We start from the raw sequence: 23,742 nt of genomic DNA, 5'->3' as shown, positions 1-23,742 counted from the left end.
TAAATTGAATTAAGGAGTTTATTTTTTAAATTTATAACTATTTTACACACCCGAATAAGATGAGAAACCACCATCAACAGGAACAACAATACCTGTAACGAAGCCACTTAATTCTTTATCCATCAGCCAATAAAGTGTGCCTAGAATATCTTCCGGTACACCAAAACGATTCATTGGTGTTTGTGATAGAATTTTTGAAGCACGTTCTGAATAAGAACCATCTTCATTTCTAAGTAAAGCCTTATTTTGAGCTGTTTCAAAGAATCCAGGTGCAATTGCATTCACTCGAATGTGACCTGCAAAATAAGTGCTCAACCATTGCGTAAAGTTACTTACAGATGCTTTTGCGCCACTGTATGCTGGAATCTTAGTCAGTGGTGTAAATGCGTTCATTGATGAAATATTAATGATTGTACCTGCCTCAGATGAGACGACATCTTTACCAAATACTTGCGATGGTAAAAATGTACCTGTGTAATTTAATTTAAATACTTTATCAATACCATCTTCTGTTAAATCAAAGAACGTTTTATCACCATTTTCATCATACATTTCATCATTTGTTGTGGCATTTGGATTATTTCCACCTGCGCCATTAATCAGAATTGTAATTGCGCCAAATGTATCGTTAAATTTTAGTTTCGCTTGCGTTAAAGCATCTTTATCCAACACATTTGCCACTAATGCGACTGTTTGTTTTCTTTCTTTATCAATTTCATCTTGTAATTCAACAATTTTATCTTCAGAACGTCCTAGAATACCTACGTTGGCACCTTTTTCTACAAGCCCTTTGACGAACGTTGACCCGATAACACCTGTTGCGCCGGTGATTACTACATTGACTCCTTCAAATTGTCTTGTCATCATTTGCTCACTCCTTCAATTAAACCATTAATATAAGTTGCGCCTAATGCTCTGTCGAACAATCCGTAACCTGCTTTACCTGTTTCGCCCCAAATCATACGTCCATGATCTGGTCTGATTGTGCCTTTAAAGTTAACATCTTGCAGTGCTTCTACTACAGCTTTCATATCTACTGAGCCATGTTTAGATAAATGACCTGTTTCCAAGAATGAATGTGAATCTAATCGTTTCACGTTACGCATATGCACGAAATGGATATGCTCGCCAAATGTTCTAATCATGCTTGGTAAGTCATTTTCTGCTAGTGAGCCTAAAGATCCTGTACAGAAACAAATACCATTATTTTTACTGCTATTTATAGAGCTTAAACGTTCATAACTCTCTTTATTTTTAATGATACGTGGGATACCAAATATAGGCCATGGTGGATCATCCGGATGTATCGCCAGATCAATATCATGTTCAATTGCAGTTGGTAATACACCATCTAAGAAGTACTTCAAGTTCGACCACAATTGCTCGTCCGATGTTTCACGATAAGACGTAATCAAATGATTCATCTCTTCTCTTGAATAACTTTCGTCCCAACCTGGTAAGTTTAAATCTGTTGTTAATGGATCGATATCTTTTAATTGATCATGCTTATAAATCAATGTATTAGATCCATCTGATAATTCATAGTCTAATTGTGAACGTGTCCAATCAAAGACAGGCATAAAGTTATATGTCACTGTCTTAACACCATTTTCAGCTAAATTCACTAATGATGTCTTATAATTTTCAATCAGTTCGTCACGTTTATCTGTACCTAATTTAATTTCCTCACTTACAGGTAAACTTTCAACAACTTCAAATTTCAATCCTGCCGCTTCGATTGATTGTTTTAATTTTGCAATTCTTTCTTTTGTCCAAACCTCACCTACAGGTACATCATAAATTGCAGAAACGATGTGCTTCATGTCAGGAATTTGTTTGATGTTCTCTAATGTTACTGGATCGTCTTCACCGTACCAACGAAATGATAATTCCATCGTTATACCTCCTTAACGCCTTCTATTTTGAATAAATTCACTGCATTGTTATAGCAAATATCTTTTAACATTTGTTCAATCGTTGCCTCTGATAATGCAATTTCGCCTTTTTCAATTTTATCTCCTAAGAAATTACATAAGATTCTTCTGAAATACTCATGGCGTGTATATGAAATCATGCTACGTGAATCTGTAAGCATACCTACAAATTTAGCTAATAATCCAACGTTGGCATAATCCACTAAGTGCTGTTCCATGCCCTCTTTTGTGTCATTAAACCACCATGCCGCACCTAATTGTACTTTATGTTCACTGTTAGTAAAGTTACCTGCTGTGGCTTGAACCATAAGGTGATCATTACCATTATTAGGATAAATAATGGTATCTGATAATGCATTGTTTTGTTCAAGATGGTCTAGCATCGCATTCAATGTTTTAGCGCTTAGTTGTTCACCTACACTATCGAATCCACTGTCTGTGCCTGCGACTTCCAACATTTTCGAATTATTATTTCTAGTTGGTCCTAAATGGAATTGTACGACCCAATTTAATTGGTTATATACTTTACTAATTTCAGTTAAAATGTAACCCGCTAATTCGTATTGTTGCGTTTCAGAAACTACTTCACCCTTCATCATGGATTCATAAATTGACGTAGCTTCTTCTGTTGTCGTATACATCAACGGTGCTTTTTCAAAACTTTGATCAGAACTTCTTGCCCCTTGTCTATTAAAATAATAGACACGTGCTTTAAGTGCTTCGATATAACTGTTTAAATCATTGATTTTGCAGTCATTTGCTTGGTCAAGCTGACTCATCTTGTCTTTAACCGTTGTTTCACTTAAGAAAATGTAACTATCTGGTCTAAACGTAGGAATCACTTTAAACGTTACTTTTTTATCTTGATTTAACAATTTGTGATATTCCAAATCATCACATGGATCATCCGTTGTACAAACTACAGAGACATTACTTTGTTTAATTAAATTTTGTGGTGTATGTGATGATTTCGCTAATTTACGATTTAATGATTTATATAACTTGTTAACATTCACCTTATCTAAATCTATCTCTTCATTAAAATAGCGTTTTAATTCAAGTGAACACCAGTGATACATTGGGTTAACGATTGAATAAGGTAGCATGTTCATAAATGCTTTGAATTTATCGAAGTCATCAGCATCACCTGTAATTAACCCTTCTTCTATACCGTATGCTCTCATTAAGCGCCATTTGTAATGGTCTCCGGCTAACCACAACTGTGTGATATTTTCATAATTTTTATTTTCATAAATTTCTTTCGGATCTAAGTGACAGTGAAAATCATAAATTGGTAAATCTTTAACCTTTTGATATAACTTTACTGCTGTTTTATTATTTAATAAAAAATTGTCATTAATTAATGCCATGTTATTGCCCCTTTTCTATAATCCTAATAATTTAGGAAGAAATAATGAAATTTGCGGAATGAACGTTACGATTAATAGTAAAATAATGAGTGCGATAAAGTAAGGTACTAAATATTTGAATACAGATTCAACACGAACCCCACCAACACTTGCACCAACAAATAGTGCACTACCAACTGGTGGCGTGATATTACCAATACATAAATTAAATGCAATTAAGATACCAAAGTGAATTGGATCTAAACCTAACACTTCTGAAATTGGTAAGAAGATCGGTGTGAAAATCAATACTGCTGGTGTTATATCCATAAATGTTCCGATGACTAATAAAATCAAGTTAATCATTAGCAGTAAAATGATTGGATTATCTGTCATTGAAAGAATCCCCTTGGAAATGGCTTCAGGTAATCCTGTATAACTCATCACGAGTGAAAATAGCGCAGAAGCTGTAATCAAGAACAGAATCATACCACTAATTTCTGCCGTTTCTTTAATAACATTAGGTATTTGTTTGAGCGTCAGACTTTTGTATATCAACGACAACACTGTAGCGTATAATACTGCTACTGCTGCACCTTCAGTTGCTGTGAATACACCTGACACAATCCCGCCAATGACTACGATGATTAAAAACAGACTTGGCAAAGCATCTAATGTTAAAAATAGTTTATCCTTCCAACTAATGCGTTCAGATACTTTATAACCTTGTTTCTTCGCCATAATATAAGCCACAATCATACACGCAATGCCCCATAGGATACCTGGGATATAACCTGCTATAAATAATGCTGCAATTGATGTGCCACCACTCACAAGTGAATAAACAATTAATAGTGAGCTTGGTGGGATGAGTAAGCCAGCTGGCGCAGATGCAATGTTTGCTGCTGCAGAGTATTCTTTTTTATAACCTTGTTTTTCTTCCATTGGTCCCATGATACGTCCCATCGCTGCTGCTGCTGCAACACTAGATCCTGAAATAGAACCGAATAGCATATTACCTACAATATTCGTATGTGCCAGTGAGCCAGGTAACCTTCCTACTAGCACTTTGGCAAAGTTCACTAATCTAAAAGCAATACCGCCATTATTCATAATGATACCTGCCAAGACGAATAACGGAATGGCAAGCATCGTAAAATCATCAATACCTGTGACCATACGTTGAGCTGCCGTTATAATCGTTACATCGAATGGTAATATCATTAATAACGTTATGATAGAACTCAAAATAATCGCCAATGCGATAGGCAATCCGAATATCAAGAAAGCGAAGAATGTGATGAACAATACTAATCCTGCTGCAAGTGTCATACACGCTCACCTCCATCTTCTTGATTGCCTTCTTTAACTGCTTCAAGTTCTCCTTTATCTAACAAGTTATATATTGCATAAAAAATGATAAAGAGGCCTGAAACAGGAAGTGCACCGTACATTGCTGCCATAGATAAACCTGTTGATGGTGCAATTTGTGACCATGTTAAATTCACAACTTCATAGCCACCCCAAATCATGAGCACGAGTGCTATGATAATGATTATAATATCTGATATCTTTTCCATAGCCAGTTGCATTTTTTCAGGAAATCTTTCTCGAATAAATAAAATAGCTATATGTTGTTTTACGCCAAATACATAACTTGCACTGAGCAAACCAAACCATATTAATAAGAACCTAACGATTTCTTCACTCATTGTACTTGGACTGTTAAAGATAAAGCGTGTCGCAACTTGATAAACCGATAGTATAACCATTACAAAAAGTGCAATACCAGCTAACGTGAGGAGGAGTTTATCGATGATCTTTTTTGCTTTCTTCATAAAGTCGCTCCTCCTTCTCGATTAATTTATAATCATCTTTTGTATCCGGATTCTTTTTAAATTCATCTTGTAGGGGCTTCGAAGCTTTTTTGAAAGAAGTTTTATCTACATTATGGAATTTCACACCCATGTCTTCTTTCGCTTTCTTTTTAGCTTCTTTCACTTCTTTATCCCAAATCACTTCATGTTTCTCAGTAGAATAAGCCGCTGCATCTTTCAACCATTTCTGTTGTTGTTTCGTTAAATCATCATATGTTTCTTTGTTCATTATTAAGATGTCTGGAACAATTGCGTGTTCCGTATAATAATAATTTTTAGCAACTTCACCATGGTTGTTTGTTGTGAGTGAAGTTTCATTATTTTCAGCTGCATCAATCACGCCTGATTGTATCGCTGTATATACTTCACCGTAATCCATTGGTGTTGGTGTGCCACCTAATGACTTAATTAAATCAACACTCGTTTTACTTGGTTGAACTCTTATTTTCAAACCTTTCAAGTCACTATTATCTTCAATTTTTTTATCCTTCGTGTATATATTACGTACGCCCGCGTCATAATATGTAATCCCTAGAAACCCCTTATCTCCAGTAGATTTAAAAAATGCATCTTGTACTTCTTGTTTTTTCATAACATGACGGTAATTCTCTTCTGATTCAAATAGATATGGCATGTTAAACAATGAATATGTTGGAGAAAAACTTTCCAATGCTGCCGATGACACTTTAGTCATTTGTATTGCATTGGTCTGCGTCATTTCAATTGCTTCACGTTCACTACCTAACTGACCATTTGGATAAATGTTAACTTTAAGTTGACCATGAGATGTTTTCTCTAATCTTTCCTTAAAAATCTCAAGTGATTTATGAACCGGATGGCTCGTCGGCTGATTATGTGCTAACATAATTTCTTTTTTCTTCTCTTCCGCATTAATATAAGTATGAGGAAGTGATAAAGCTAACATCCCTGTTATAAAGAATGCGCTTACAAATAGAGTTAAAAATTTTTTCATATGTGACTTACGCCCCTTTTGTTTAAGGTTCTATCGACTCAGTCCCCCGAAATGAGAGGACAAATTATGCACATCACTTTCGTCTACACTTAATGCATCCTCGTTTGTTGTATGTTGTAAGACTGAACATTTCGTCGCAAAATCTATCGTCTCTTCTAATTGCCAATTACGAATCAGTCCATGTAAGACACCAGCCATAAATGCATCACCGGCTCCAATGCGATTCAACACCGTATATGGATAAGCTTGGCCTTCAATATAGTTTTGTTGTGTTAGCATAATACCTTGTAATGTACTTTGCTCAATATCTCTATTGCTGGAAGCCATTATTGGTATCTCATATTGAGATTGAATCGTTTTAGCACATGTCTTCATATCATCATCTTCAGAATTTGTCCCAAGTAAATGTGTTGCATCCTTTTTACCAAAGAAGAGTACGTCAACAAGTGGAAGTACAGACTTAATTACTGGTACAGCTTCTGCTTTAGACCACAAGTTACTTCTGAAATTAATATCAAATACGATTTTAACGCCTTGTTGTTTCAATTTAGATAGTGTATCAACGATGTGTTGTCGTACTACTTTATTAACTGCCAATGTAATACCAGTCAATACAAAGTAATCACCACTTTGTATAGGTAAGTCATCGATGACGTTTGCCCCATGTTCTGCGAAAGTTGAATGTTCTCGATCATAAATGACTTTACCACTTCGGAAGTCAAAGCTTTCTTCCATATAATATGTGCCTATTCTACCGTCTTGCTGTTTCACACATGTTGTACCTACTTGTGTTTGGAACATCTTTTTCATAGCTAAGTTGCCTAGTGCGTGTTGTGGTAATACTGTTAACATTTCAGTAGCATGACCAAATTGAGATAAAGTCACGAGCGCATTTAATTCTGCACCTCCAACATTAACACCAAACGTATTGGCAGCTTTTAATTGTTTATAATCAGGTGGCGTATAGCGCAATAATAATTCTCCAAATCCAAATACCGTCATAGTTATACCTCTCTTTTTAGTTCAGAAATATATTGTACTAAAGCTTCTTTTCCTTGTTGTTGATAAATTTTTGTAATTTCACTACCAATACCTACTGCAAAACTACCAGCGTCTAACCATTCTTTTTGATTATCTTTGCCCACGCCACCAGTTGGAACAATCTCAATTTGTGGTAATGGACCTTTGAAATCTTTGATAGATTTAGGTGAGAACTGTGTTGCTGGGAATAGTTTCAATACTTTACAACCATAGCGTAAAGATCCAACCATTTCTTTAACCGTCATGCAGCCTGGAATATAAGGAACGTCGTACAAGTTAGCGATTTTTGCTGTTTCCTTATCAAAAGATGGACTTACAATAAATTTAGCCCCGTTTAAAATCGCTGTACGTGCTGATACACTATCAAGTACAGTCCCAGCACCAATCAGCGCATCTTCTCTTTTAGATAATTCAGCAATAATTTCTATTGCATTTGGTGTTGTTAACGTCACTTCGATAATATTAAGTCCTTGTTCTATAATTAGATTTGAAATATCTAAAAACGTCTCAGGGTTGTCTGTGCGCATCACTGCAATGTGTTGACCTTCTTGAATATACTTCATCGTATCTCTTGAATTCATCTTTACATCTCCTTATTATTTTCAACTTTTGTGTTAGGTTCCTAAAAATAACAACGTTGTTATTAAGATTCAAAAAAATATTCTAACGCTTATCTCTATGGTATAATTAATTCTAACTTAAATCAATCTATTTCAAGGAGAACTTTTATGGCTGTAACTTTAAAAGATGTTGCCGAAGCCTGTGGTGTCAGTTATTCCACGGTCAGTAAAGCATTGAAAAATTCCCAACTCGTTAAACCAAAAACAAAACAAATGATTCAACAAAAAGCGCTTGAAATGAATTACATACCCAATCATTCGGCTCGAGCACTCGTTTCTAAAAGAAGTGGCACGATTGGATTAATCTGGCCTTCGGTAGATCGTGTTGCCGTAACACATCTGATTTCAGAAATTAATAGAGCCATTAAATCACTCGGTTATGTCATGTTTGTTTCAATCGATGATATCGCGGCTGCTTCAAAGAAATTTGTTGAATTTGGCTGTGATGGTATTGTTATCTTTGATGAAGGTGACAATTCAAACTTACCACCTGAAATTTATAATAACGTGCCGGTGGTCGCGTACGGTGTAGACAGAGATATTCCCTACCCGATTATCAATGTCAATCATGCAAAAGCGATGATTATGGCCATCAATGCCTTATTAGCACAAGGTATCCAAACGATTGATTATATCGGCGATATTAATACAAACGACGCCCGTCAAATTGCCAAAAAAGATGCGATTACTAATTACTGCAAAGCATATAATATTACCTATCGTATTATTGATTCTAATGGATTAAATGCGATAGAGGCAGAAGCATCCGTGAAGCAATATTTGAAAACCCACTCGCTTTCTCCTGGTGTGATTTGCGGAAGTTACGATATTACTGTAGGAACGATCAATGCCATTGGACCTGAGAATCAACCAATGATTTACTCTTACGATAACATTCCACAAATTAAAAAATTAGATTACCCTGTCAATGCTATTGGTGTGCCCACATCTGAAATCGCTCAAAAAATTGTAACTACGTTAGATAAAGTCATTAAAAATGAACCAATCGATCCAACATATCATCTATATCCATCATTACAGAGTAATATTTAATCTATGTAAATTTCATTAAATTAACAAAGCGACCCTAGCTACATTGGACAGTGTAGTCAGGGTCGCACTTGTTTGAGAGATATTTATCTAGAGGGTTATTACTTTTTAATATGACTTCAACTGAAGCATAAGCTTTCTTAAATATATGAAGGAATCTAGCAAGTTATTTTTATAATCTAGTGATGCCATTACAAAGTTGTATTGTGCCTGTCTTGTTGTCTGTTATACAACAAAGCATACACCTATAAACTTTAATAATGACATTACTACTTGCTAAATACCGTTAATATAACGCGCGCTTTATATATTGCTTGCAGGTTACGTGTTACAAAACATCTTGTTTGTACAGAAAAAAGTTAACCAATATTTAGAGTGATAGGGGTTGTTTTCAGTTTTTAAATGGGAGAACTGATGAATTTTATTGGTTTAAACTATATTTTCTAAAACACGCAACGGTGCATCTGTATCTATATTACAAATGCATCACGTGTCTAATCCTACTTTCATCTCTGATTAGTACGTTATGGTTACCATTTTATAAAATTTGAGGACTTCCTTAGTTACCTTCTGCCGTTATGAGCCCTGAGCTGAATTATCGTTTATTATAAAAGTAATCATATATTGATTGTACGTGGATATTCATACATATTGAAAACTCAACTTATAACCATTTTACAATGGTCAGTTAATCTGTACTCATAACCCTCTACAACTTCTATTATATTACGCCTTTATCTATGATTAAAATACATAGTTGGAATGTTTGACATTCCTTATTGGAATACTTTAACTTTAATAATGCTTTTTTATTTCAAATCCTTCAAAAAGTTAATCCATTCATGCGTAACATGATTCATATAACTTTCTTTCTTCCATATAACGCCTAAATTCCACGCTACATCAGCACCACTTATTTCAATGCCGACAACACTATCATTTAAGATATTGACGATACTCTCAGGTAATATACTTACGCCAATACCATCACGAATCATATTTTCTATAAAAGTAATTTGAGACATTTTAGCTACTGTTTTAGGATGAAATCCTACTTTTCTACAGCTTTCTATAATTTGATCTTTCAGGTAATAGTCATCATGAAACATAATAAAACTTTCATCTTTCAAATCGCCTAAATAAATGGATGATTGTTGGGCTAACTTAGAATTTTTATCAACGATAAGTAATAATTTTTCTTTATATAAAGGCACTGCATAGTAGATATCATCATTTACTGGTAAAGTTGTAATGCCGACGTCAATTTCGTCGTTGTTCAAATAAAATTCGACCGCTTTACCACCACCTTCAATGACTTCATATGTCACATTTGGATACTTGGAATGAAACTGATTTAAACTTTCCGTAAATAATCTGACATTCATAATTGCGGATATGCCGATGCGGATATGACCCCTTTCTAAATTCGTGACGTCACCCATTTCTAAAGATAAATCATCCAACACGGCTAACGCTTCAACACACTTATCATAAAAAATCTGGCCTATATCTGTTAGAATAATATGCTTTTTTCTTCGATCAAACAAAGTAATGTCAAATTCATTTTCAATATTTTTAATATTTTTACTAATTGTAGACTGTGCAATATATAAATGTTCTGAAGCTTGTGTCATTCCACCGTTTCTCACAACTTCCACAAAATATTTCATTTGTTTTATTTCCATATTCTGCTCCTCTGAATAGCTCTATCATCATTTTATTCACTTAGCGTAATTGTGCAATTGCTTCTTTAGCAGCATCTGCGATTACTTTATCATCTGGTTGACCATCTTTGTCATCTTGTTTTGTATAAATTGCAAGAATGATTGGTTTTTTATGTTTATTTGGATAGATAAACGCCAAATCATTGCGCGTAGCATATGTTAAGCCCTGACCACTTTTATCTCCAACGATATAGTTGTCTGCTGCACCTGCTTTAATTAAACTATCGCCCGTTTCATTTTCAATCATAACTTGTTTCAGTAAATCTAAATTCCCGTCACTTATTTGGCTACTTGTTAAAAGTGTATTTAATATCTCTGCTGCAGCTCTAGGTGTTGTAGTATCAGCTGTACTATTTGGATTATAGAGATTTAACTCTGGTTCTAATCGTTGCGGATTAGAAATATTGTCACCTAATTGCTTCAACTCGTGTTTAAAGGCTTTAACGCCGCCAATTTCTTTCATTATTTTATTATTAGCCGTATTATCACTTTGTAACATAGATGCTTTGATTAAATCTTTAAGCGTCATTTGTTTGCCTATGTAATTTTCAGTTACAGGTGAATATTCTACAATATCTGCCTCATTAATTGTTATTTTTTTGTTTAAATCTTTTTCTGAATAATTATTTAATAAAACACCGCTCGCGGTGGCTTTAAAAGTAGAAGCAAATGCAAAGCGTTCATTCGCATTGTGGCGAACTTTTTTACCATTCTCAGTATTGATTCCATATACGCCAACTGTCGTATTATTATCTTTTTCTATTTTATCAAATTCATTCGCTGAGACCGTACCATTGCTCAACATGAAAAATAATGCACTAAACACTAAACCCAAAAAAACTTTTTTCATAAATATCAACTCCCCAAAATTTAAACGCTTAAAGCTACTTGCTTACCTTTAATTATAACTTAAAATTAAAATCACATATAGAAAGCCCCTATAATCAACATCAATTATAGGGACTTTGTACTTCAATCTTTTAAGCGATGACTTGAATTTTTAATTATCGTTACTTCAGATTATCTAGTTAATTGCCATTTGTGTCAAATATCCATTGTGGTTAAAGTACGCTGTGTATGAACCATCATTCGTCGCATATTTTAGGAATGTACCATCATCATTACCTAATTTACCATCTTCTATAATTTCATTAGATGCATGTGCTTTTTTAAATGTTGCTTTATTTACTGATTCTGGTTTTGTAAAGAAATGAACTTGAACGACTTCATCGTCACTATTAAGTCCTACAGAAGTATCATAAATATCTTCATAATGATCGACTTTTTTATCAGCTTTTGGATCTACTTTATATCCATCGATTGAGACATTATCATACTTTAATGCTCTTACAAAATTATAATCTTGTGTAAATGATGCATCATAAGTTGTATAACCTTCGTAATTATACCATGGTGTTTCAGCTTTTAAAGCTGCGCTACTTTCAGTGTTGGCGCCACTAGCGCCACCTTCACCATGTCCCCATTTCTGAACTTGTTCTGACTGTGCTTTGACTTCTTGATTATTACTCGTAATATACGCTGCAGAAGAACCTACGACAAGTGTTGATACTATGACTGTTGAAGATAGTAACTTTACTACTTTATTCATAATAAATCACTCCTATTTTGTAATTTCCCTTTTGGCTTAGAATCTAGAAATTATGTGTCTCACAGTAACTTCTATAACCATAAATATATTTCATATTCACATGTAATTTTCATATCAAGCTATTAGCCAATATTCATTTGCATCAATTTTTTATCTTTGTCAAAGTAAGCTGTATATGAACCATCATTCGTCGCATATTTCACAAATGAGCCGTTACCATGCTCACCACCATTAGTGATACCTTCATCAATTATTTTATTAGACGTATGTGCTTTTTTAAACGTTGCTTTAGATACTGAGTCTGGTTTAGTTTCGAAAGAAATCCTAACAACTTCATTATCACTATTCAAATCTACATAAGTATCATAGATATATTCATAATGATCAACTTCTTTATCCGCTTTTGGATCTACTTTATAGCCATCGATTGAGACATTATCATATTTTAATGCACGAACGAAGTTATAATCTTGTGTAAATGATGCATCATATGTTGTATAACCTTCGTAGTTATACCATGGTGTTTCGGCTTTTAAGCCTGCACTACTTTCAGTGTTGGCACCACTAGCTCCACCTTCACCGTGACCCCATTTTTGAACTTGCTCCGCTGCTTGAACGTCTGAACTATTAGTTGTAATATATGCTGCTGAAGAACCTAAGATAAGTGTTGAAACAACGACAGTTGCTGAAAGTAATTTCCCTACTTTACGCATAATAAATCACCCCTCGATTTTTAAATCCCTCTTGGCTAAATTTAATGAACTATTACTTATGCCTTTCAAACTAGCTATCATAACTATCAACATATCCCGTATTAGCAAATTTCACACATGATAACTCATTTATTTCATTCGTACATGATACAATATATGGCCCAAGTACTGAAAATAAGTAATATTACTAAACTCGTAAAGGATATTGAATTTCTATAACCACTCCTCTTTTGAAATAATTTATCATTATAGTGTAATTGTTCACTTTTATCATACACCTAATCCTTTTAATTGCAAGAATATAAGATATTTAATAAATTTACTCTTTTTTTACATTTATATATAAAACCTATTAAACACAATTTAATTCCCCTAAAATATACACTTACTATTAATGCTTATTGCTACACATAAATATTATATTTAGTTATGATTAACGTATGCATAACTAAATTCGAAAGGAAGGTATTTTATGGTACATATTTTGCAAGTTGATTTTCCTTTAGATGGCCCGTTTGACGATGAAATGGCACAACAGTTCGAGGATTTAGCAAAATCAATTAATGACGAGCCAGGTTTTTTATGGAAAATTTGGACTGAAAATGAAACAGCCAAAGAAGCAGGTGGCATTTACGCCTTCGACAGCAAAATGCATGCTGAAAATTACTTGAGTATGCATAGCGAACGTTTGAACGCTATGGGTGTTAATGAAATCAATGCCAAAATATTCACTATAAATGAAGCATTAACACAGATTACACACGGTCGTGTTGAGTAATTTTTTGACATTAAAGTATATAAAAATACCCCAACAATATCATCAACTGAAAATGTGTGCGTATGGTTGGGGTACTTTTGTGTTAATTTCAAAATTTCCTGGGTAATCGCTTTAATACATCTTTGCCATTTCTTCCGTAAATGTTTGGTAAGTTATTTCATTCTTAGATAATCGAGCTACTAACATGTACATTTGTTCATTCTTTGTATAATCTTTGTCGTATAATAAACGATCCACTTCTGTTTCTTCTGGTAATGGACTTTCAACATTGTCCCCTTGTGAAAATGCTCTATAATATCGCATACCTAATAACCGCTGTGACTGTCCATCTATATGAATCTCATCTGGGTTAGCTGTTAAATCTTGCGCCGTTACATAGAAACAATTATCTTTTGCTTCTGCTACAGTTTTAATCACTTCATTAATTTGAGTGTATTCTGATGCACTTTGACCAAATGCTTCTTGTCCTAAGAAATCTCCTAGCAAGCCCATTACAAACGGTAATTGAGGCACATTAAGTGCTTGTCTAAAATGATTCACGACTTGATTTAACTTAGTTTCGTAGTCAAGATGTTTGCCGTCTAAACTATCACTTTCCCCTTGATGCCATAATATTCCGATGAGATCACTGTTTTCCATTGCAAATTCAGCTTCTGAAATCGCATGTCGCGTTAACACTTGATTCTCTGCCCAATCATCAATCGATGTGCCACCATCTGCACAAGGAATTAAGCCAATCGTTTCATCTGGATGATCATCTAACCACAATTTAGCAAACGATGCTACAGGACCTATACCTGCGACAGAGCGATCACTATGTATCGGTTCGTCCATCATCTGCCATCTACCATTTTTCAACACTTGAATACGCTCATCTATGATCGGTTTCACACTATCAATAAAGCCACGCCCTGCCATATTTGATTGTCCTATAAGTAAAATTGATTTCATATAAATTCCCCTTTCCATTTTTGGAATGTATTTATTATTAATAATAAACATCATACCTTATGTGTGTATCTGGTTGAAGTAAAAAGGAATTTGAGTGTGATTTGCCATAAAAAATGACTACCAAGTTAATGATAGCCATCTTTAAGTTATTCACTTTGTTGTTTCAATAGTTTTTGGTAAAAGTAATTCGCTACTACGATATCAACGATGGCTACGCCTAGTGTATAGACTAAAGTATGAGTAATATTGTGTTTATAAACTCCTCTTACTTAGTTATTTTGTCTTTATGAATTATAACTAATTTATTTATTAAGATTATTTATCTTTCAAAAGTAACACATTTGAGTTAACCCTTTTTAATCGTGTACCTTTCATAACTTTATTACTGGTAATAATCCTTAACGCAGATTTAGTAAATGGTATATTATCCATTACTATACTGTTGTGAGATTTGAGACTAGTATTTATTATAATATTATTATTACATTTCTTTTCATCAAGTAAGTTATGAAGCTCTAATAAATCTTCAAATTGCTCATCATTGATTCCTGTATAAAAATAAATGATAGTTTGAGATAAATTTTTTTGATTATAAATGTCTGGATTAAAAAATATATTTTCGAAATAACTTTCTAGATGATTATTATCTGTTGGAAAGAAAAGTTCTTTATATTTAAATAGTTTTTGATTAATATACTTTATAACATGCACCTGTGGCACTAATGAAAAAATATTATCTATGTTTGGATTTATCAAACCAAACAATAAACAGCAGTTCCCCCTTTACTACTTCCATACGCAGTAACTGTAACATAATTTTTACTTCCAATTAATTCCGTTAAAGACTCATTCACTTCTTTTATAATATTATTCCCTTCATTAAACATATACCAACCATAACTTTTAGAATAAAAATCCTCAATAAAATAGTAATCTGAATATGTGTCTTTAGAAAAATTAAACCATGTATATTTTTCATGTGCTTTTTTTATATCTTCCATTGAAGCTTCATTATTAAGGATTTTATCAAATAAAGCATTTGAAATTCTTCCTGCGCTTTGAAAAACAATAGTTAAATTGGAGTAATTATTATCAACCAATTTACCCTGTATCAAAATTCAATCAGCCCCTAAAATCATTTCATAATTTAAATTTTTAGATAATTAGCCATTAATAAATGGTTTTAAACAGTTAATAAGATAAAGTTATTTGAAATTAACTTTATCATTCAATTATAAAATCTTTATTTTCTCAAGTTCTTTTACAATACGTTTTGTATTTTGTCCATCTGAAAACTCATTTATTTTAAGGTATTTATCTATATATTTTTGTTCTAATTTACAATCTCGTTCAATAGCCTGTTTAACGAAGTAGTATAATTCATCTATGTTTTCTGCAACAGGTCCTGGAGCATTCTGCTCATTTATTGGAGGGATTGCTTTATAATTTTCAATCAAATAGTCCTTTTCTTCCCAATAAAATATAGGATAAGCTCCCCTATAAATAGAATCATAGATTGCAGAGGAATAGTCTGTAATAAAGATTCTTGACACTTTCAAAGCATTACTAGGATTGGGTTCAATAATATCTCTATATTCAGGCATATTATCATAAATAAATTCCGAAAATTTATTATGTGGAACTATAAGTAGCTTATCTAAAAGTCCATTTTTTTCAAATACGTTAATCACTTTCATAATAGCTTGAAAATAACTGGTTTTTGTAATATCCCCTGAATATATTAATCTTTCTTCCCAATATCTATATGTTGGCATATATGCTATTTTATCAGCATCTTCGTTTAACTTTGCTTCATCAAAAGTAGCTAATCCGGTTTTTATTAAATCTTCTTTATCGTAACCCATTTTATAAAATTGTTCTGCTTCCAAATCTGATGATATAACATTTTTAATGTTATTATACTTATTATATTGTTTATGAAAACCATATGCCATCGGGTTATCAACTGGTTTTGCAAACATTATACCATGTTGCAAAAAAACGCTTGGTGTTTTCATTATTTTGTTTCTTAATGAATCTATATACAATCTATCATTAATTAAATGATTAGGTAATTCCGATGAAATGAAGTACTTAGAATTATAAATTGATTTGAAATGTTTAATACTATATTTTTTTATCAAGTTTTTTCCATACTTTTTTTTCAAAGTCTTATAATAAGGTGCATTACCATCTAATATAAAATAATTTTTACTATTATTTGAAGAGGATTTAATAGCTTCATCAAACACTTTTATTGCTGATTCTTCAGCACGTTCACTTTTCTTCTCGAAAAACAAGTTTATATTTTGATTTGTCTTATTTTTTTTGAAGAATTTAGCAATATAAATTTTCAATTTACTTGACGATTTATATTCTGGAGAATAAGGAATTGAAGTTAACGTAACATTGCCTCCGAGATTATTTCTAAATATCATTGTATTATTCTCGTAATGAGTTGTTTTAAATGTTTTCATAGGTTTTGAGTATGGGTTTAAGCTAACATTATGCAAGACATAGTTTTCGTTACCACACAATAAATTACTATGTATTCTATTAGTTTCTTTAATATCTTCATAAGCAATTTTACCAAGAACAAGTTGATTTAAGACTTTAATTTTCTTGAATGGCCTATAGAACTTCCCAACTTTATTATTTTTATTTTGCATATATAACGTATCGTATTTATGTTTTGCTTTATAACCATTATGCTTAAACAGTCCTATTAAATAAAAAGCTTTACGTGTTGATATTACTTTTAACATAGTTCTATATTTGGACATTAATTTGGCATTAGACCGTAAGATATGGACTCCATTTGATTGATTATAAATAAAATACCGTCTATTTTGGAATGAGAAGTATGCAAGAATATGTTCGTTTTTGAGACCCCTGCTAGCTCTTATGCCATTAATTGCTGTTGGAGTAATTCCTATTCTATTAATATTAATGACATAATCATCACCATTTTGTTTGTTTTCTATTTTTAAATTATTCGCATTGATAAATTCCACATTAATATATTTATTAAGATATTCGATATTAAAAGGTGTTTTTTTAAATTTTATTTCTTTTAAAAACCTATCATAAGTGATGAATATTTTAATGTTATTATATTTAATATTAGCAAGACCAATATATCTTTGCCTATCATTAAAATCAATATTCAACTTTTTAAAAATTTTATTTGCAATAATTTTTTCATCTGTTGTATGTGCAAAAAAATCATCAAGCTCAAACAACAGATCATCACCTAGTTTTATTTCTGCAATATAACCTTTTTTGAATTCTAATTTAATGTTACTTTTATTCAAATTCTTAATTTCCACATCAAAAATTTGCTTATATAATTCACATTTTGTAATGAAAACTTTATTATTTTTAACGTAAATTAATAATCGATTATCTATACTAGCTATCAAACGATTTGATACTTTAATATCACATATATACGTATTATCAATATGGTCGATATCCAAAGTACAGTTTTCTGTTGTCCTTGGATCAACATATATAATGAAATTATTTTGAATATCGAAATCAAATAAATTGCTGTATTTTTTCACTTTCATTCCTTGCATTATTTACAACTCCCTAATTTATATCCAAAAAACTTACCCTCATTTATTACTATTTCTCAATATATTATTTAAATTCTGCTTGATTTTCTATATTTAAACTATCAAAAACATTTTACTCATTAATTTCTTTCTATTTCTTTTACTCTGTATTTAAACATAAGTTACACAAATGGCTTCGGTTTTTCACTAGTAATCCCAAAATAATATTTTATATTTTCACAAATTCTCTGAGAGGCATATCCATCCCCATATGGATTACGTGCTTCGCTCATTCCTTCATAATAGTTTTCATCTTCTAACAATTGTTTTGTATTTTCATAAATAGCTTCCATTGAAGTACCTATAACTTTTAAAGTTCCTGCTTCTACACCTTCTGGACGTTCAGTTGTATCCCTTAAGACTAAAACTGGCTTACCTAAAGATGGTGCTTCTTCTTGAACCCCACCTGAGTCAGTTAGAATTAAATGACATTGATTGGCAAAGTTATGAAAATCAATCACATCTAAAGGTTCTATCAATTCTATTCGATCATGATCCATTAAATATGATTCTGCTATTTTGCGGACTTTAGGATTTTTATGCATTGGGTATACCACTACAACATCATTATATTCATCGGCAATATTTTTAACTGCTTTAAAAATATTGTGCATTGGTTCACCTATATTTTCACGTCTATGTGCTGTTAATAAAATAATTCGTTTCCCTTTATGTTTTTCAGTAATATTTGAATGATAATCGTTTTTAATTGTTGTTTTCATAGCATCTATTGCAGTATTTCCAGTAACAACAATTGTTTCTTCAGCCTTATTTTCTTCTTTTAAATTTCGAGCAGCATTATCTGTTGGGGCAAAATTCATATCAGCTATTGTCCCTACCATTTGTCGGTTCATTTCTTCTGGAAATGGCGAATACTTGTTCCAAGTACGTAATCCTGCTTCCACATGACCAATTGCTATTTGATTATAAAATGCTGCTAAACCACCAGCAAAAGTTGTCATTGTATCACCATGAACTAGTATCATATCCGGCTGTTCTTTCTGTATAACTTCATCTAATTTTGTTATAACTTTAGAAGTTATTTGTGACAAAGTTTGATTTTTTTCCATAATATCCAGGTCATAATCTGGGGTGATTTCAAATGTTTTTAAAACTCCATCTAACATTTCACGATGTTGAGCAGTAATTACCACAATCGGTTCTAAATCTTCCGATTGTTTTAGTTCTTTAACTAATGGCGCCATTTTAATTGCTTCTGGACGCGTTCCAAAAACAGTCATAATTTTTTTCATAATTATTTTCTCCCTTTTCTTTTAGATTGGCTATTTTCTAATATTTCATCCAATAACATTTCCGATATTTATTTAATCCTATTAATGAACTTCCCAAAACATTAATATAATCAAAGTTAAATAAGTTAAAACTCTATTTTTATATTTATTACAATATCATTATATATTGAAAAGTGTAGTTAGTCTATACTATTTATATTTATATATATTTCATACATTGGAATAACAAAATTCAATCTATATCTCAAACCTTTATAAATATGTTTTTTTATAAATTATATATATTAAAATTATTAATTTGATATTATCGATGATGTTATTATTATTTAAGAGCATTTTATTTCACATCCTAAAACAGAAATCTTAAATTTTCTCTAAATTCAGAGTAATGTTTTTTTACATAAAAAAAACCCCTATAAATTAGACTTGAAGTCCAATTTTCAGAGGGATTATCATTCATCTAACCTTCAGAACGCGTTTTACAGATCAAATAATTCTCTTATTCACTTTGTTGTTTCAATAGTTTTTGGTAAAAGTAATTCGCTACTACGATATCAACGATGGCTACGCCTACAGATTTGAAAATCGTAATCTCATCTTTTGATAGTCTACCTTCTAATTTTGAAGAAACAATGTTTCCGAGTTCTCCGTATAAGCTATCAGCTTTAAATACACCTTCTGCTACAGGGTTAATTAAGTCTCCTGTTTCTTCCATGGCCGCTTCTACTGCTTCTACAACGACTTTGTCAGCATCAGCAATAGCTTGAGATGGCAATTCTTGCATATCAGGTTTAAATGAACCGACAGCATTTAAATGAACACCTGGTGCTAAACGTTTATGAAATACTGGTTCTGAAGCATTGGTAGCAGTTACGATGACATCTGCGTCTTCTATTGTCTCGTCTACATTATCAAACACTGTTAAATCTAGGTCTGGATATGCACTTTGCAGTTGTTCAGCAAAGCTAACAGCTTTTTCATAAGTGCGATTGTATAGCTGTATACGGTCAATCGCTCTTACAGCAAGTACTGCTTTAATTAGACCTTCCGCTTGATCGCCTGTACCTATGACACATAATGTTTTAGCGTCTTCACGTGCAAGATATTTCGTTGCCACACCTGATATCGCACCTGTACGTATCTTCGTTAAATAAGAACCTTCAAGTACCGCTAATGTTTCACCTGTTTCATAATCAGATAAAATAACAGATCCCACAATCGTTTTCTTGCCAATTTTAGTATTATTCGGCGCCACGGTGACTGTCTTAAGCCCGACAATTTTTAATTCATCTGACAATGCCGGCATTACGAGATAACGATTTTCTTCATTAAAAGGCAACGAATAGCGCAATGGTGTATCCGTCTTACCTTCTGAATATGCACGTAAGGAGTCCGCTACCGCTTCAACAATTTCTTCCATATCTAATAATTGCGCTTGTTCTTCCGCATTTATAAAAATCATAAGACACCTCTACCCCGTATTATTTGTTTCAAAAATGTCAGTTTTCTTTTCAAATTTTTTCTCGAATAATATTAAGAGCCCAAATAAAACGACTATGATTAATAATATAAGCCAAGCTAAACTATTTTTGATAAACATAAAGTCAAAAAAGATTGCCGCCATCAGTCCATAAGCAATCATATCTTTAATGTATGAAATCCAATAGTCAGCTTTCACACTCATAAATGTGTTTATATTTGAATCTTGTGTTTGTATATCATATAAAGTTACTTTTAATCTCCGAATTACAATGAAAATCAATATTAAAATCATAACTGCAGTGAGCATTTTATGATACAAACTATTTTCTAGTATTTGTGACATTGTGATACAAGTAATAGTAAAAATAATAGATACCCAACTTGTATCATTTGCGTCTGGACCTTTCATCAGTATTTTACCCTCAAGTCATCAATATATTAAGTTCTCTATAACATAACATATTTTTATTGAAGATTATCATCTATTTAGTATTAAATATTATTTTTATCTTTTTAATTATTGAACAGTATAGCCGCCATCTATTAAAATGGCTTGTCCTGTGACACTTTTAGCACTATCACTACATAAGAATAACGCATAATCTGCGATATCTTTAATATCTAATAAGCGTTTTTGTGGAATCAGCGGATATAATACGTCTTCTAACACTTGCGCTACCTCAACGCCTCTATCTTTAGCTAAATCTGCCATTTGATTACGTACGAGTGGCGTATCTATGTAACCAGGACAAATCGCATTGACTGTAATGCCCTCCGTCGCCGTTTCCAAAGCTGAGACTTTTGTTAAACCGATTATGCCATGTTTCGCGCTATTATACGCCGCTTTTCCAGCAAAACCAATCACGCCATTAATTGAAGCCATATTTAAAATACGTCCAAATTGTTGTTCTTTCATAATCGGTAATGCATATTTTGTTCCAATAAAACTACCTGTTAACATGATATCAATCATTTCTCTGAACTTTTCAGTTGGAAATGATTCGATACTTTCAACATGCTGTAAACCTGCATTATTAAATAAAATGTCTAAACGCCCATACTTTGCTACAGTGACATTAATCATTTGCTTAACAGCTGCTTCGTCAGTGACATTTACTTGAACTGGCATGCAATCGTAACCTTGGCCTTTCAAATCATGCGTTTCTTGAGCCAATTTTTCATTATTCAAATCAGCTAACACGACTTTAGCTCCATTTTCTAAAAATACTCTAGCAATCCCTAAACCGATGCCACTTGCAGCACCTGTAATAATGACTACTTTATCTTTGACCATTCTACACACCTACTTCAAATAATTTTCAAATTGCGCTTCTGTATTTGCTTCAACTTCTTCTAAAGTGACACTATCTTGTAATTCAACAAGCTTCATCACTCCGTTTTCAAATTGAAATACGGCTAAATCTGTAATTAACGTGTTGACGACACCTGCACCAGTAAGTGGTAATTCACATTGTGCTTTAATTTTAGATTCACCATGTTTATTCATATGATCCATAATAACGACGACCTTTTGTGCGCCGACGACTAAATCCATCGCGCCACCCATACCTTTGACTAATTTACCTGGAATCATGTAATTGGCTAAATCTCCTGTTTGTGAGACTTCCATGCCGCCAAGGATTGCTAAATCGATATGTCCACCACGAATCATAGCGAAGGATTCCGCATTATCAAAATACGACGCACCTTTTGCAGCAGTTACTGTTTCTTTACCTGCATTGATTAAGTCTGGGTCCACTTCGTCATCTGTTGGGTATGGCCCGATACCTAGCAAACCATTTTCAGATTGGAAAAAGACATTCTCTACGTGGTCATTGATTTCATTGGCAACAAGCGTAGGCATGCCGATACCTAAATTAATCACTATATCGCTTTTAATTTCTTGTGCAGCACGTTGAATAATCTTCTTACGTTGTAATTGTTTATCCATGATTATCCTCCTTCACTGTACGTTTTTCAATACGTTTTTCAAAATGCTCTCCTAAATAAATATAGTCTACGTAAACGCCTGACATATGCACTTCATCCGGATCAATTTCTCCAACTTCAACTAATTTTTCAACCTCAACGACAGTGATTGCGGCAGCCATTGCGCATAATGGATTAAAATTACGCGCAGTTTTTTCAAATACTAAGTTGCCGAAAGTATCTGCTTTTTGTGCTTTTACAATACCGAAATCACCTTTAATCGCACGTTCCATGACATACATTTCACCATCAAATTCACGTGTCTCTTTACCTTCAGCAATTAATGTACCTACACCTGTTTTCGTATAAAAAGCAGGTATGCCAGCGCCACCTGAACGTAATTTCTCAGCTAATGTACCTTGTGGTGTTAATTCTACATCTAATTCACCATTAATTAATTGTTGTTCAAATATTTTATTTTCACCCACGTAGGAACTAATCATTTTATCAATTTGTTTTTTCTCTAATAAACGACCTAAGCCAAAATCATCTACACCGCAATTATTACTTACTACTGTTAAAGCTTTCGTACCCTTCGTACGGATTGCTTCGATAGCATGTTCTGGTATACCACATAATCCAAAGCCACCAGCAAGCACAGTCATGCCATCTTCTAGTCCATCGAATGCTGTATGTATATTATTAATTACTTTTGACATAAGAAAACCTCATTTCTACCTGTTGTTTTAATACCTAGTACTAAAAACAATTATACTTGAAACTTCTAGCTAAGTCTTTTATTTATGTTTGCGGTTACATTATTAAAAAAAATTAAAAAA

The 23,742-nt window shown here is 32.7% G+C and carries 24 protein-coding genes; 2 read left to right on the top strand and 22 right to left on the bottom strand.

The window, feature by feature from the left end:
- Positions 1 to 42: 42 nt before the first annotated feature.
- The 8 genes from ACA31_RS02160 to eda are packed head-to-tail and all read right to left on the bottom strand — an operon-like array spanning position 43 to position 7,755.
- Positions 43 to 864: an SDR family oxidoreductase gene (locus ACA31_RS02160; RefSeq protein WP_057511809.1), complete on the bottom strand. Its 822-nt coding sequence runs from the start codon at positions 862 to 864 to the stop codon at positions 43 to 45.
- The gene (locus tag ACA31_RS02155) at positions 864 to 1,895 is read right to left on the bottom strand and encodes a mannonate dehydratase (RefSeq protein ID WP_057511743.1); all 1,032 of its coding nucleotides are present in this window, start codon (positions 1,893 to 1,895) and stop codon (positions 864 to 866) included. The genes ACA31_RS02160 and ACA31_RS02155 overlap by 1 nt, the downstream gene beginning before the upstream one ends.
- A 2-nt stretch (positions 1,896 to 1,897) precedes the next feature.
- Entirely contained in the window at positions 1,898 to 3,304 is a 1,407-nt protein-coding gene (uxaC, locus tag ACA31_RS02150; RefSeq protein ID WP_057511742.1) for a glucuronate isomerase, read from the bottom strand.
- 15 nt (positions 3,305 to 3,319) lie between these two features.
- Entirely contained in the window at positions 3,320 to 4,615 is a 1,296-nt protein-coding gene (locus tag ACA31_RS02145; protein WP_057511741.1) for a TRAP transporter large permease, read from the bottom strand.
- Entirely contained in the window at positions 4,612 to 5,121 is a 510-nt protein-coding gene (locus ACA31_RS02140; protein ID WP_057511740.1) for a TRAP transporter small permease, read from the bottom strand. Before ACA31_RS02140 ends, ACA31_RS02145 begins: the two co-directional genes overlap by 4 nt.
- Positions 5,093 to 6,133, bottom strand: coding sequence for a TRAP transporter substrate-binding protein (locus ACA31_RS02135; RefSeq protein ID WP_057511739.1), 1,041 nt, complete (start codon positions 6,131 to 6,133; stop codon positions 5,093 to 5,095). Before ACA31_RS02135 ends, ACA31_RS02140 begins: the two co-directional genes overlap by 29 nt.
- 30 nt (positions 6,134 to 6,163) lie before the next feature.
- Positions 6,164 to 7,135, bottom strand: coding sequence for a sugar kinase (locus tag ACA31_RS02130; protein WP_057511738.1), 972 nt, complete (start codon positions 7,133 to 7,135; stop codon positions 6,164 to 6,166).
- Between the two features lie 2 nt (positions 7,136 to 7,137).
- Positions 7,138 to 7,755, bottom strand: a complete 618-nt coding sequence (gene eda, locus ACA31_RS02125; RefSeq protein ID WP_057511737.1) for a bifunctional 4-hydroxy-2-oxoglutarate aldolase/2-dehydro-3-deoxy-phosphogluconate aldolase — start codon at positions 7,753 to 7,755, stop codon at positions 7,138 to 7,140.
- Between the two features lie 147 nt (positions 7,756 to 7,902).
- On the opposite strand from eda, the gene ACA31_RS02120 reads away from it, so the two are divergent.
- A complete protein-coding gene (locus tag ACA31_RS02120; protein WP_057511736.1) occupies positions 7,903 to 8,847 on the top strand; it encodes a LacI family DNA-binding transcriptional regulator in 945 nt (314 codons plus the stop codon).
- A gap of 806 nt (positions 8,848 to 9,653) precedes the next feature.
- On the opposite strand, the gene cidR is transcribed toward ACA31_RS02120, so the two are convergent.
- The 4 genes from cidR to isaB (ACA31_RS02100) all read right to left on the bottom strand — a co-directional run bounded on the left by cidR (position 9,654) and on the right by isaB (ACA31_RS02100) (position 12,890).
- Positions 9,654 to 10,529 (bottom strand): cidABC operon transcriptional activator CidR, encoded by an 876-nt coding sequence (gene cidR, locus ACA31_RS02115; protein ID WP_057511735.1) that lies wholly within the window; start codon positions 10,527 to 10,529, stop codon positions 9,654 to 9,656.
- A 40-nt stretch (positions 10,530 to 10,569) separates the two neighbouring features.
- Complete coding sequence (bla, locus tag ACA31_RS02110) at positions 10,570 to 11,418, bottom strand: class A beta-lactamase (RefSeq protein WP_057511734.1); 849 nt, start codon at positions 11,416 to 11,418, stop codon at positions 10,570 to 10,572.
- A gap of 174 nt (positions 11,419 to 11,592) precedes the next feature.
- Positions 11,593 to 12,177 carry an immunodominant staphylococcal antigen IsaB family protein gene (isaB, locus tag ACA31_RS02105; RefSeq protein WP_057511733.1) on the bottom strand — a complete coding sequence of 195 codons (585 nt, stop codon included), beginning with the start codon at positions 12,175 to 12,177 and terminating at the stop codon, positions 11,593 to 11,595.
- Positions 12,178 to 12,299: 122 nt separating this feature from the next.
- A complete protein-coding gene (isaB, locus tag ACA31_RS02100) occupies positions 12,300 to 12,890 on the bottom strand; it encodes an immunodominant staphylococcal antigen IsaB family protein (RefSeq protein ID WP_057511732.1) in 591 nt (196 codons plus the stop codon).
- Positions 12,891 to 13,362: 472 nt separating this feature from the next.
- On the opposite strand from isaB (ACA31_RS02100), the gene ACA31_RS02095 reads away from it, so the two are divergent.
- Positions 13,363 to 13,668 carry a monooxygenase gene (locus ACA31_RS02095; protein WP_057511731.1) on the top strand — a complete coding sequence of 102 codons (306 nt, stop codon included), beginning with the start codon at positions 13,363 to 13,365 and terminating at the stop codon, positions 13,666 to 13,668.
- A gap of 111 nt (positions 13,669 to 13,779) precedes the next feature.
- On the opposite strand, the gene ACA31_RS02090 is transcribed toward ACA31_RS02095, so the two are convergent.
- The 10 genes from ACA31_RS02090 to ACA31_RS02045 all read right to left on the bottom strand — a co-directional run bounded on the left by ACA31_RS02090 (position 13,780) and on the right by ACA31_RS02045 (position 23,622).
- Positions 13,780 to 14,619: a sialate O-acetylesterase gene (locus tag ACA31_RS02090; RefSeq protein ID WP_057511730.1), complete on the bottom strand. Its 840-nt coding sequence runs from the start codon at positions 14,617 to 14,619 to the stop codon at positions 13,780 to 13,782.
- A 315-nt stretch (positions 14,620 to 14,934) separates the two neighbouring features.
- Positions 14,935 to 15,384, bottom strand: coding sequence for a hypothetical protein (locus tag ACA31_RS02085; protein ID WP_057511729.1), 450 nt, complete (start codon positions 15,382 to 15,384; stop codon positions 14,935 to 14,937).
- Positions 15,372 to 15,734, bottom strand: coding sequence for a hypothetical protein (locus tag ACA31_RS02080; protein ID WP_057511728.1), 363 nt, complete (start codon positions 15,732 to 15,734; stop codon positions 15,372 to 15,374). Before ACA31_RS02080 ends, ACA31_RS02085 begins: the two co-directional genes overlap by 13 nt.
- 117 nt (positions 15,735 to 15,851) lie before the next feature.
- The gene (locus ACA31_RS02075; RefSeq protein ID WP_057511727.1) at positions 15,852 to 18,200 is read right to left on the bottom strand and encodes a CDP-glycerol glycerophosphotransferase family protein; all 2,349 of its coding nucleotides are present in this window, start codon (positions 18,198 to 18,200) and stop codon (positions 15,852 to 15,854) included.
- A 161-nt stretch (positions 18,201 to 18,361) separates the two neighbouring features.
- Positions 18,362 to 19,492: a non-hydrolyzing UDP-N-acetylglucosamine 2-epimerase gene (wecB, locus tag ACA31_RS02070; protein WP_057511726.1), complete on the bottom strand. Its 1,131-nt coding sequence runs from the start codon at positions 19,490 to 19,492 to the stop codon at positions 18,362 to 18,364.
- 499 nt (positions 19,493 to 19,991) lie between these two features.
- Complete coding sequence (locus ACA31_RS02065; RefSeq protein ID WP_057511725.1) at positions 19,992 to 20,954, bottom strand: ornithine cyclodeaminase family protein; 963 nt, start codon at positions 20,952 to 20,954, stop codon at positions 19,992 to 19,994.
- 9 nt (positions 20,955 to 20,963) lie between these two features.
- On the bottom strand, positions 20,964 to 21,383 hold the full coding sequence (locus tag ACA31_RS02060) for a hypothetical protein (RefSeq protein WP_057511724.1): 420 nt from the start codon (positions 21,381 to 21,383) through the stop codon (positions 20,964 to 20,966).
- A 108-nt stretch (positions 21,384 to 21,491) separates the two neighbouring features.
- Complete coding sequence (locus ACA31_RS02055; protein WP_057511723.1) at positions 21,492 to 22,268, bottom strand: 3-hydroxybutyrate dehydrogenase; 777 nt, start codon at positions 22,266 to 22,268, stop codon at positions 21,492 to 21,494.
- A gap of 9 nt (positions 22,269 to 22,277) precedes the next feature.
- Positions 22,278 to 22,925 carry a 3-oxoacid CoA-transferase subunit B gene (locus ACA31_RS02050; protein ID WP_057511722.1) on the bottom strand — a complete coding sequence of 216 codons (648 nt, stop codon included), beginning with the start codon at positions 22,923 to 22,925 and terminating at the stop codon, positions 22,278 to 22,280.
- The gene (locus ACA31_RS02045; protein WP_057511721.1) at positions 22,918 to 23,622 is read right to left on the bottom strand and encodes a CoA transferase subunit A; all 705 of its coding nucleotides are present in this window, start codon (positions 23,620 to 23,622) and stop codon (positions 22,918 to 22,920) included. The genes ACA31_RS02050 and ACA31_RS02045 overlap by 8 nt, the downstream gene beginning before the upstream one ends.
- Positions 23,623 to 23,742: the final 120 nt, after the last annotated feature.

Source organism: Staphylococcus sp. NAM3COL9 (genome assembly GCF_001431205.1).
GTDB lineage: Bacteria > Bacillota > Bacilli > Staphylococcales > Staphylococcaceae > Staphylococcus.
The sequence above is the reverse complement of the archived record's forward strand: the minus strand, read 5'-3'. Positions and strand labels throughout refer to the sequence as shown.

What these genes read in the sequence shown, in the direction of transcription:
- ACA31_RS02160 (WP_057511809.1), bottom strand. Translation starts at nt 864, where the DNA reads ATGACAAGACAATTTGAAGGAGTCAATGTAGTAATCACCGGCGCAACA.
- ACA31_RS02155 (WP_057511743.1), bottom strand. Translation starts at nt 1,895, where the DNA reads ATGGAATTATCATTTCGTTGGTACGGTGAAGACGATCCAGTAACATTA.
- uxaC (WP_057511742.1), bottom strand. Translation starts at nt 3,304, where the DNA reads ATGGCATTAATTAATGACAATTTTTTATTAAATAATAAAACAGCAGTA.
- ACA31_RS02145 (WP_057511741.1), bottom strand. Translation starts at nt 4,615, where the DNA reads ATGACACTTGCAGCAGGATTAGTATTGTTCATCACATTCTTCGCTTTC.
- ACA31_RS02140 (WP_057511740.1), bottom strand. Translation starts at nt 5,121, where the DNA reads ATGAAGAAAGCAAAAAAGATCATCGATAAACTCCTCCTCACGTTAGCT.
- ACA31_RS02135 (WP_057511739.1), bottom strand. Translation starts at nt 6,133, where the DNA reads ATGAAAAAATTTTTAACTCTATTTGTAAGCGCATTCTTTATAACAGGG.
- ACA31_RS02130 (WP_057511738.1), bottom strand. Translation starts at nt 7,135, where the DNA reads ATGACGGTATTTGGATTTGGAGAATTATTATTGCGCTATACGCCACCT.
- eda (WP_057511737.1), bottom strand. Translation starts at nt 7,755, where the DNA reads ATGAATTCAAGAGATACGATGAAGTATATTCAAGAAGGTCAACACATT.
- ACA31_RS02120 (WP_057511736.1), top strand. Translation starts at nt 7,903, where the DNA reads ATGGCTGTAACTTTAAAAGATGTTGCCGAAGCCTGTGGTGTCAGTTAT.
- cidR (WP_057511735.1), bottom strand. Translation starts at nt 10,529, where the DNA reads ATGGAAATAAAACAAATGAAATATTTTGTGGAAGTTGTGAGAAACGGT.
- bla (WP_057511734.1), bottom strand. Translation starts at nt 11,418, where the DNA reads ATGAAAAAAGTTTTTTTGGGTTTAGTGTTTAGTGCATTATTTTTCATG.
- isaB (WP_057511733.1), bottom strand. Translation starts at nt 12,177, where the DNA reads ATGAATAAAGTAGTAAAGTTACTATCTTCAACAGTCATAGTATCAACA.
- isaB (WP_057511732.1), bottom strand. Translation starts at nt 12,890, where the DNA reads ATGCGTAAAGTAGGGAAATTACTTTCAGCAACTGTCGTTGTTTCAACA.
- ACA31_RS02095 (WP_057511731.1), top strand. Translation starts at nt 13,363, where the DNA reads ATGGTACATATTTTGCAAGTTGATTTTCCTTTAGATGGCCCGTTTGAC.
- ACA31_RS02090 (WP_057511730.1), bottom strand. Translation starts at nt 14,619, where the DNA reads ATGAAATCAATTTTACTTATAGGACAATCAAATATGGCAGGGCGTGGC.
- ACA31_RS02075 (WP_057511727.1), bottom strand. Translation starts at nt 18,200, where the DNA reads ATGCAAGGAATGAAAGTGAAAAAATACAGCAATTTATTTGATTTCGAT.
- wecB (WP_057511726.1), bottom strand. Translation starts at nt 19,492, where the DNA reads ATGAAAAAAATTATGACTGTTTTTGGAACGCGTCCAGAAGCAATTAAA.
- ACA31_RS02065 (WP_057511725.1), bottom strand. Translation starts at nt 20,954, where the DNA reads ATGATTTTTATAAATGCGGAAGAACAAGCGCAATTATTAGATATGGAA.
- ACA31_RS02060 (WP_057511724.1), bottom strand. Translation starts at nt 21,383, where the DNA reads ATGAAAGGTCCAGACGCAAATGATACAAGTTGGGTATCTATTATTTTT.
- ACA31_RS02055 (WP_057511723.1), bottom strand. Translation starts at nt 22,268, where the DNA reads ATGGTCAAAGATAAAGTAGTCATTATTACAGGTGCTGCAAGTGGCATC.
- ACA31_RS02050 (WP_057511722.1), bottom strand. Translation starts at nt 22,925, where the DNA reads ATGGATAAACAATTACAACGTAAGAAGATTATTCAACGTGCTGCACAA.
- ACA31_RS02045 (WP_057511721.1), bottom strand. Translation starts at nt 23,622, where the DNA reads ATGTCAAAAGTAATTAATAATATACATACAGCATTCGATGGACTAGAA.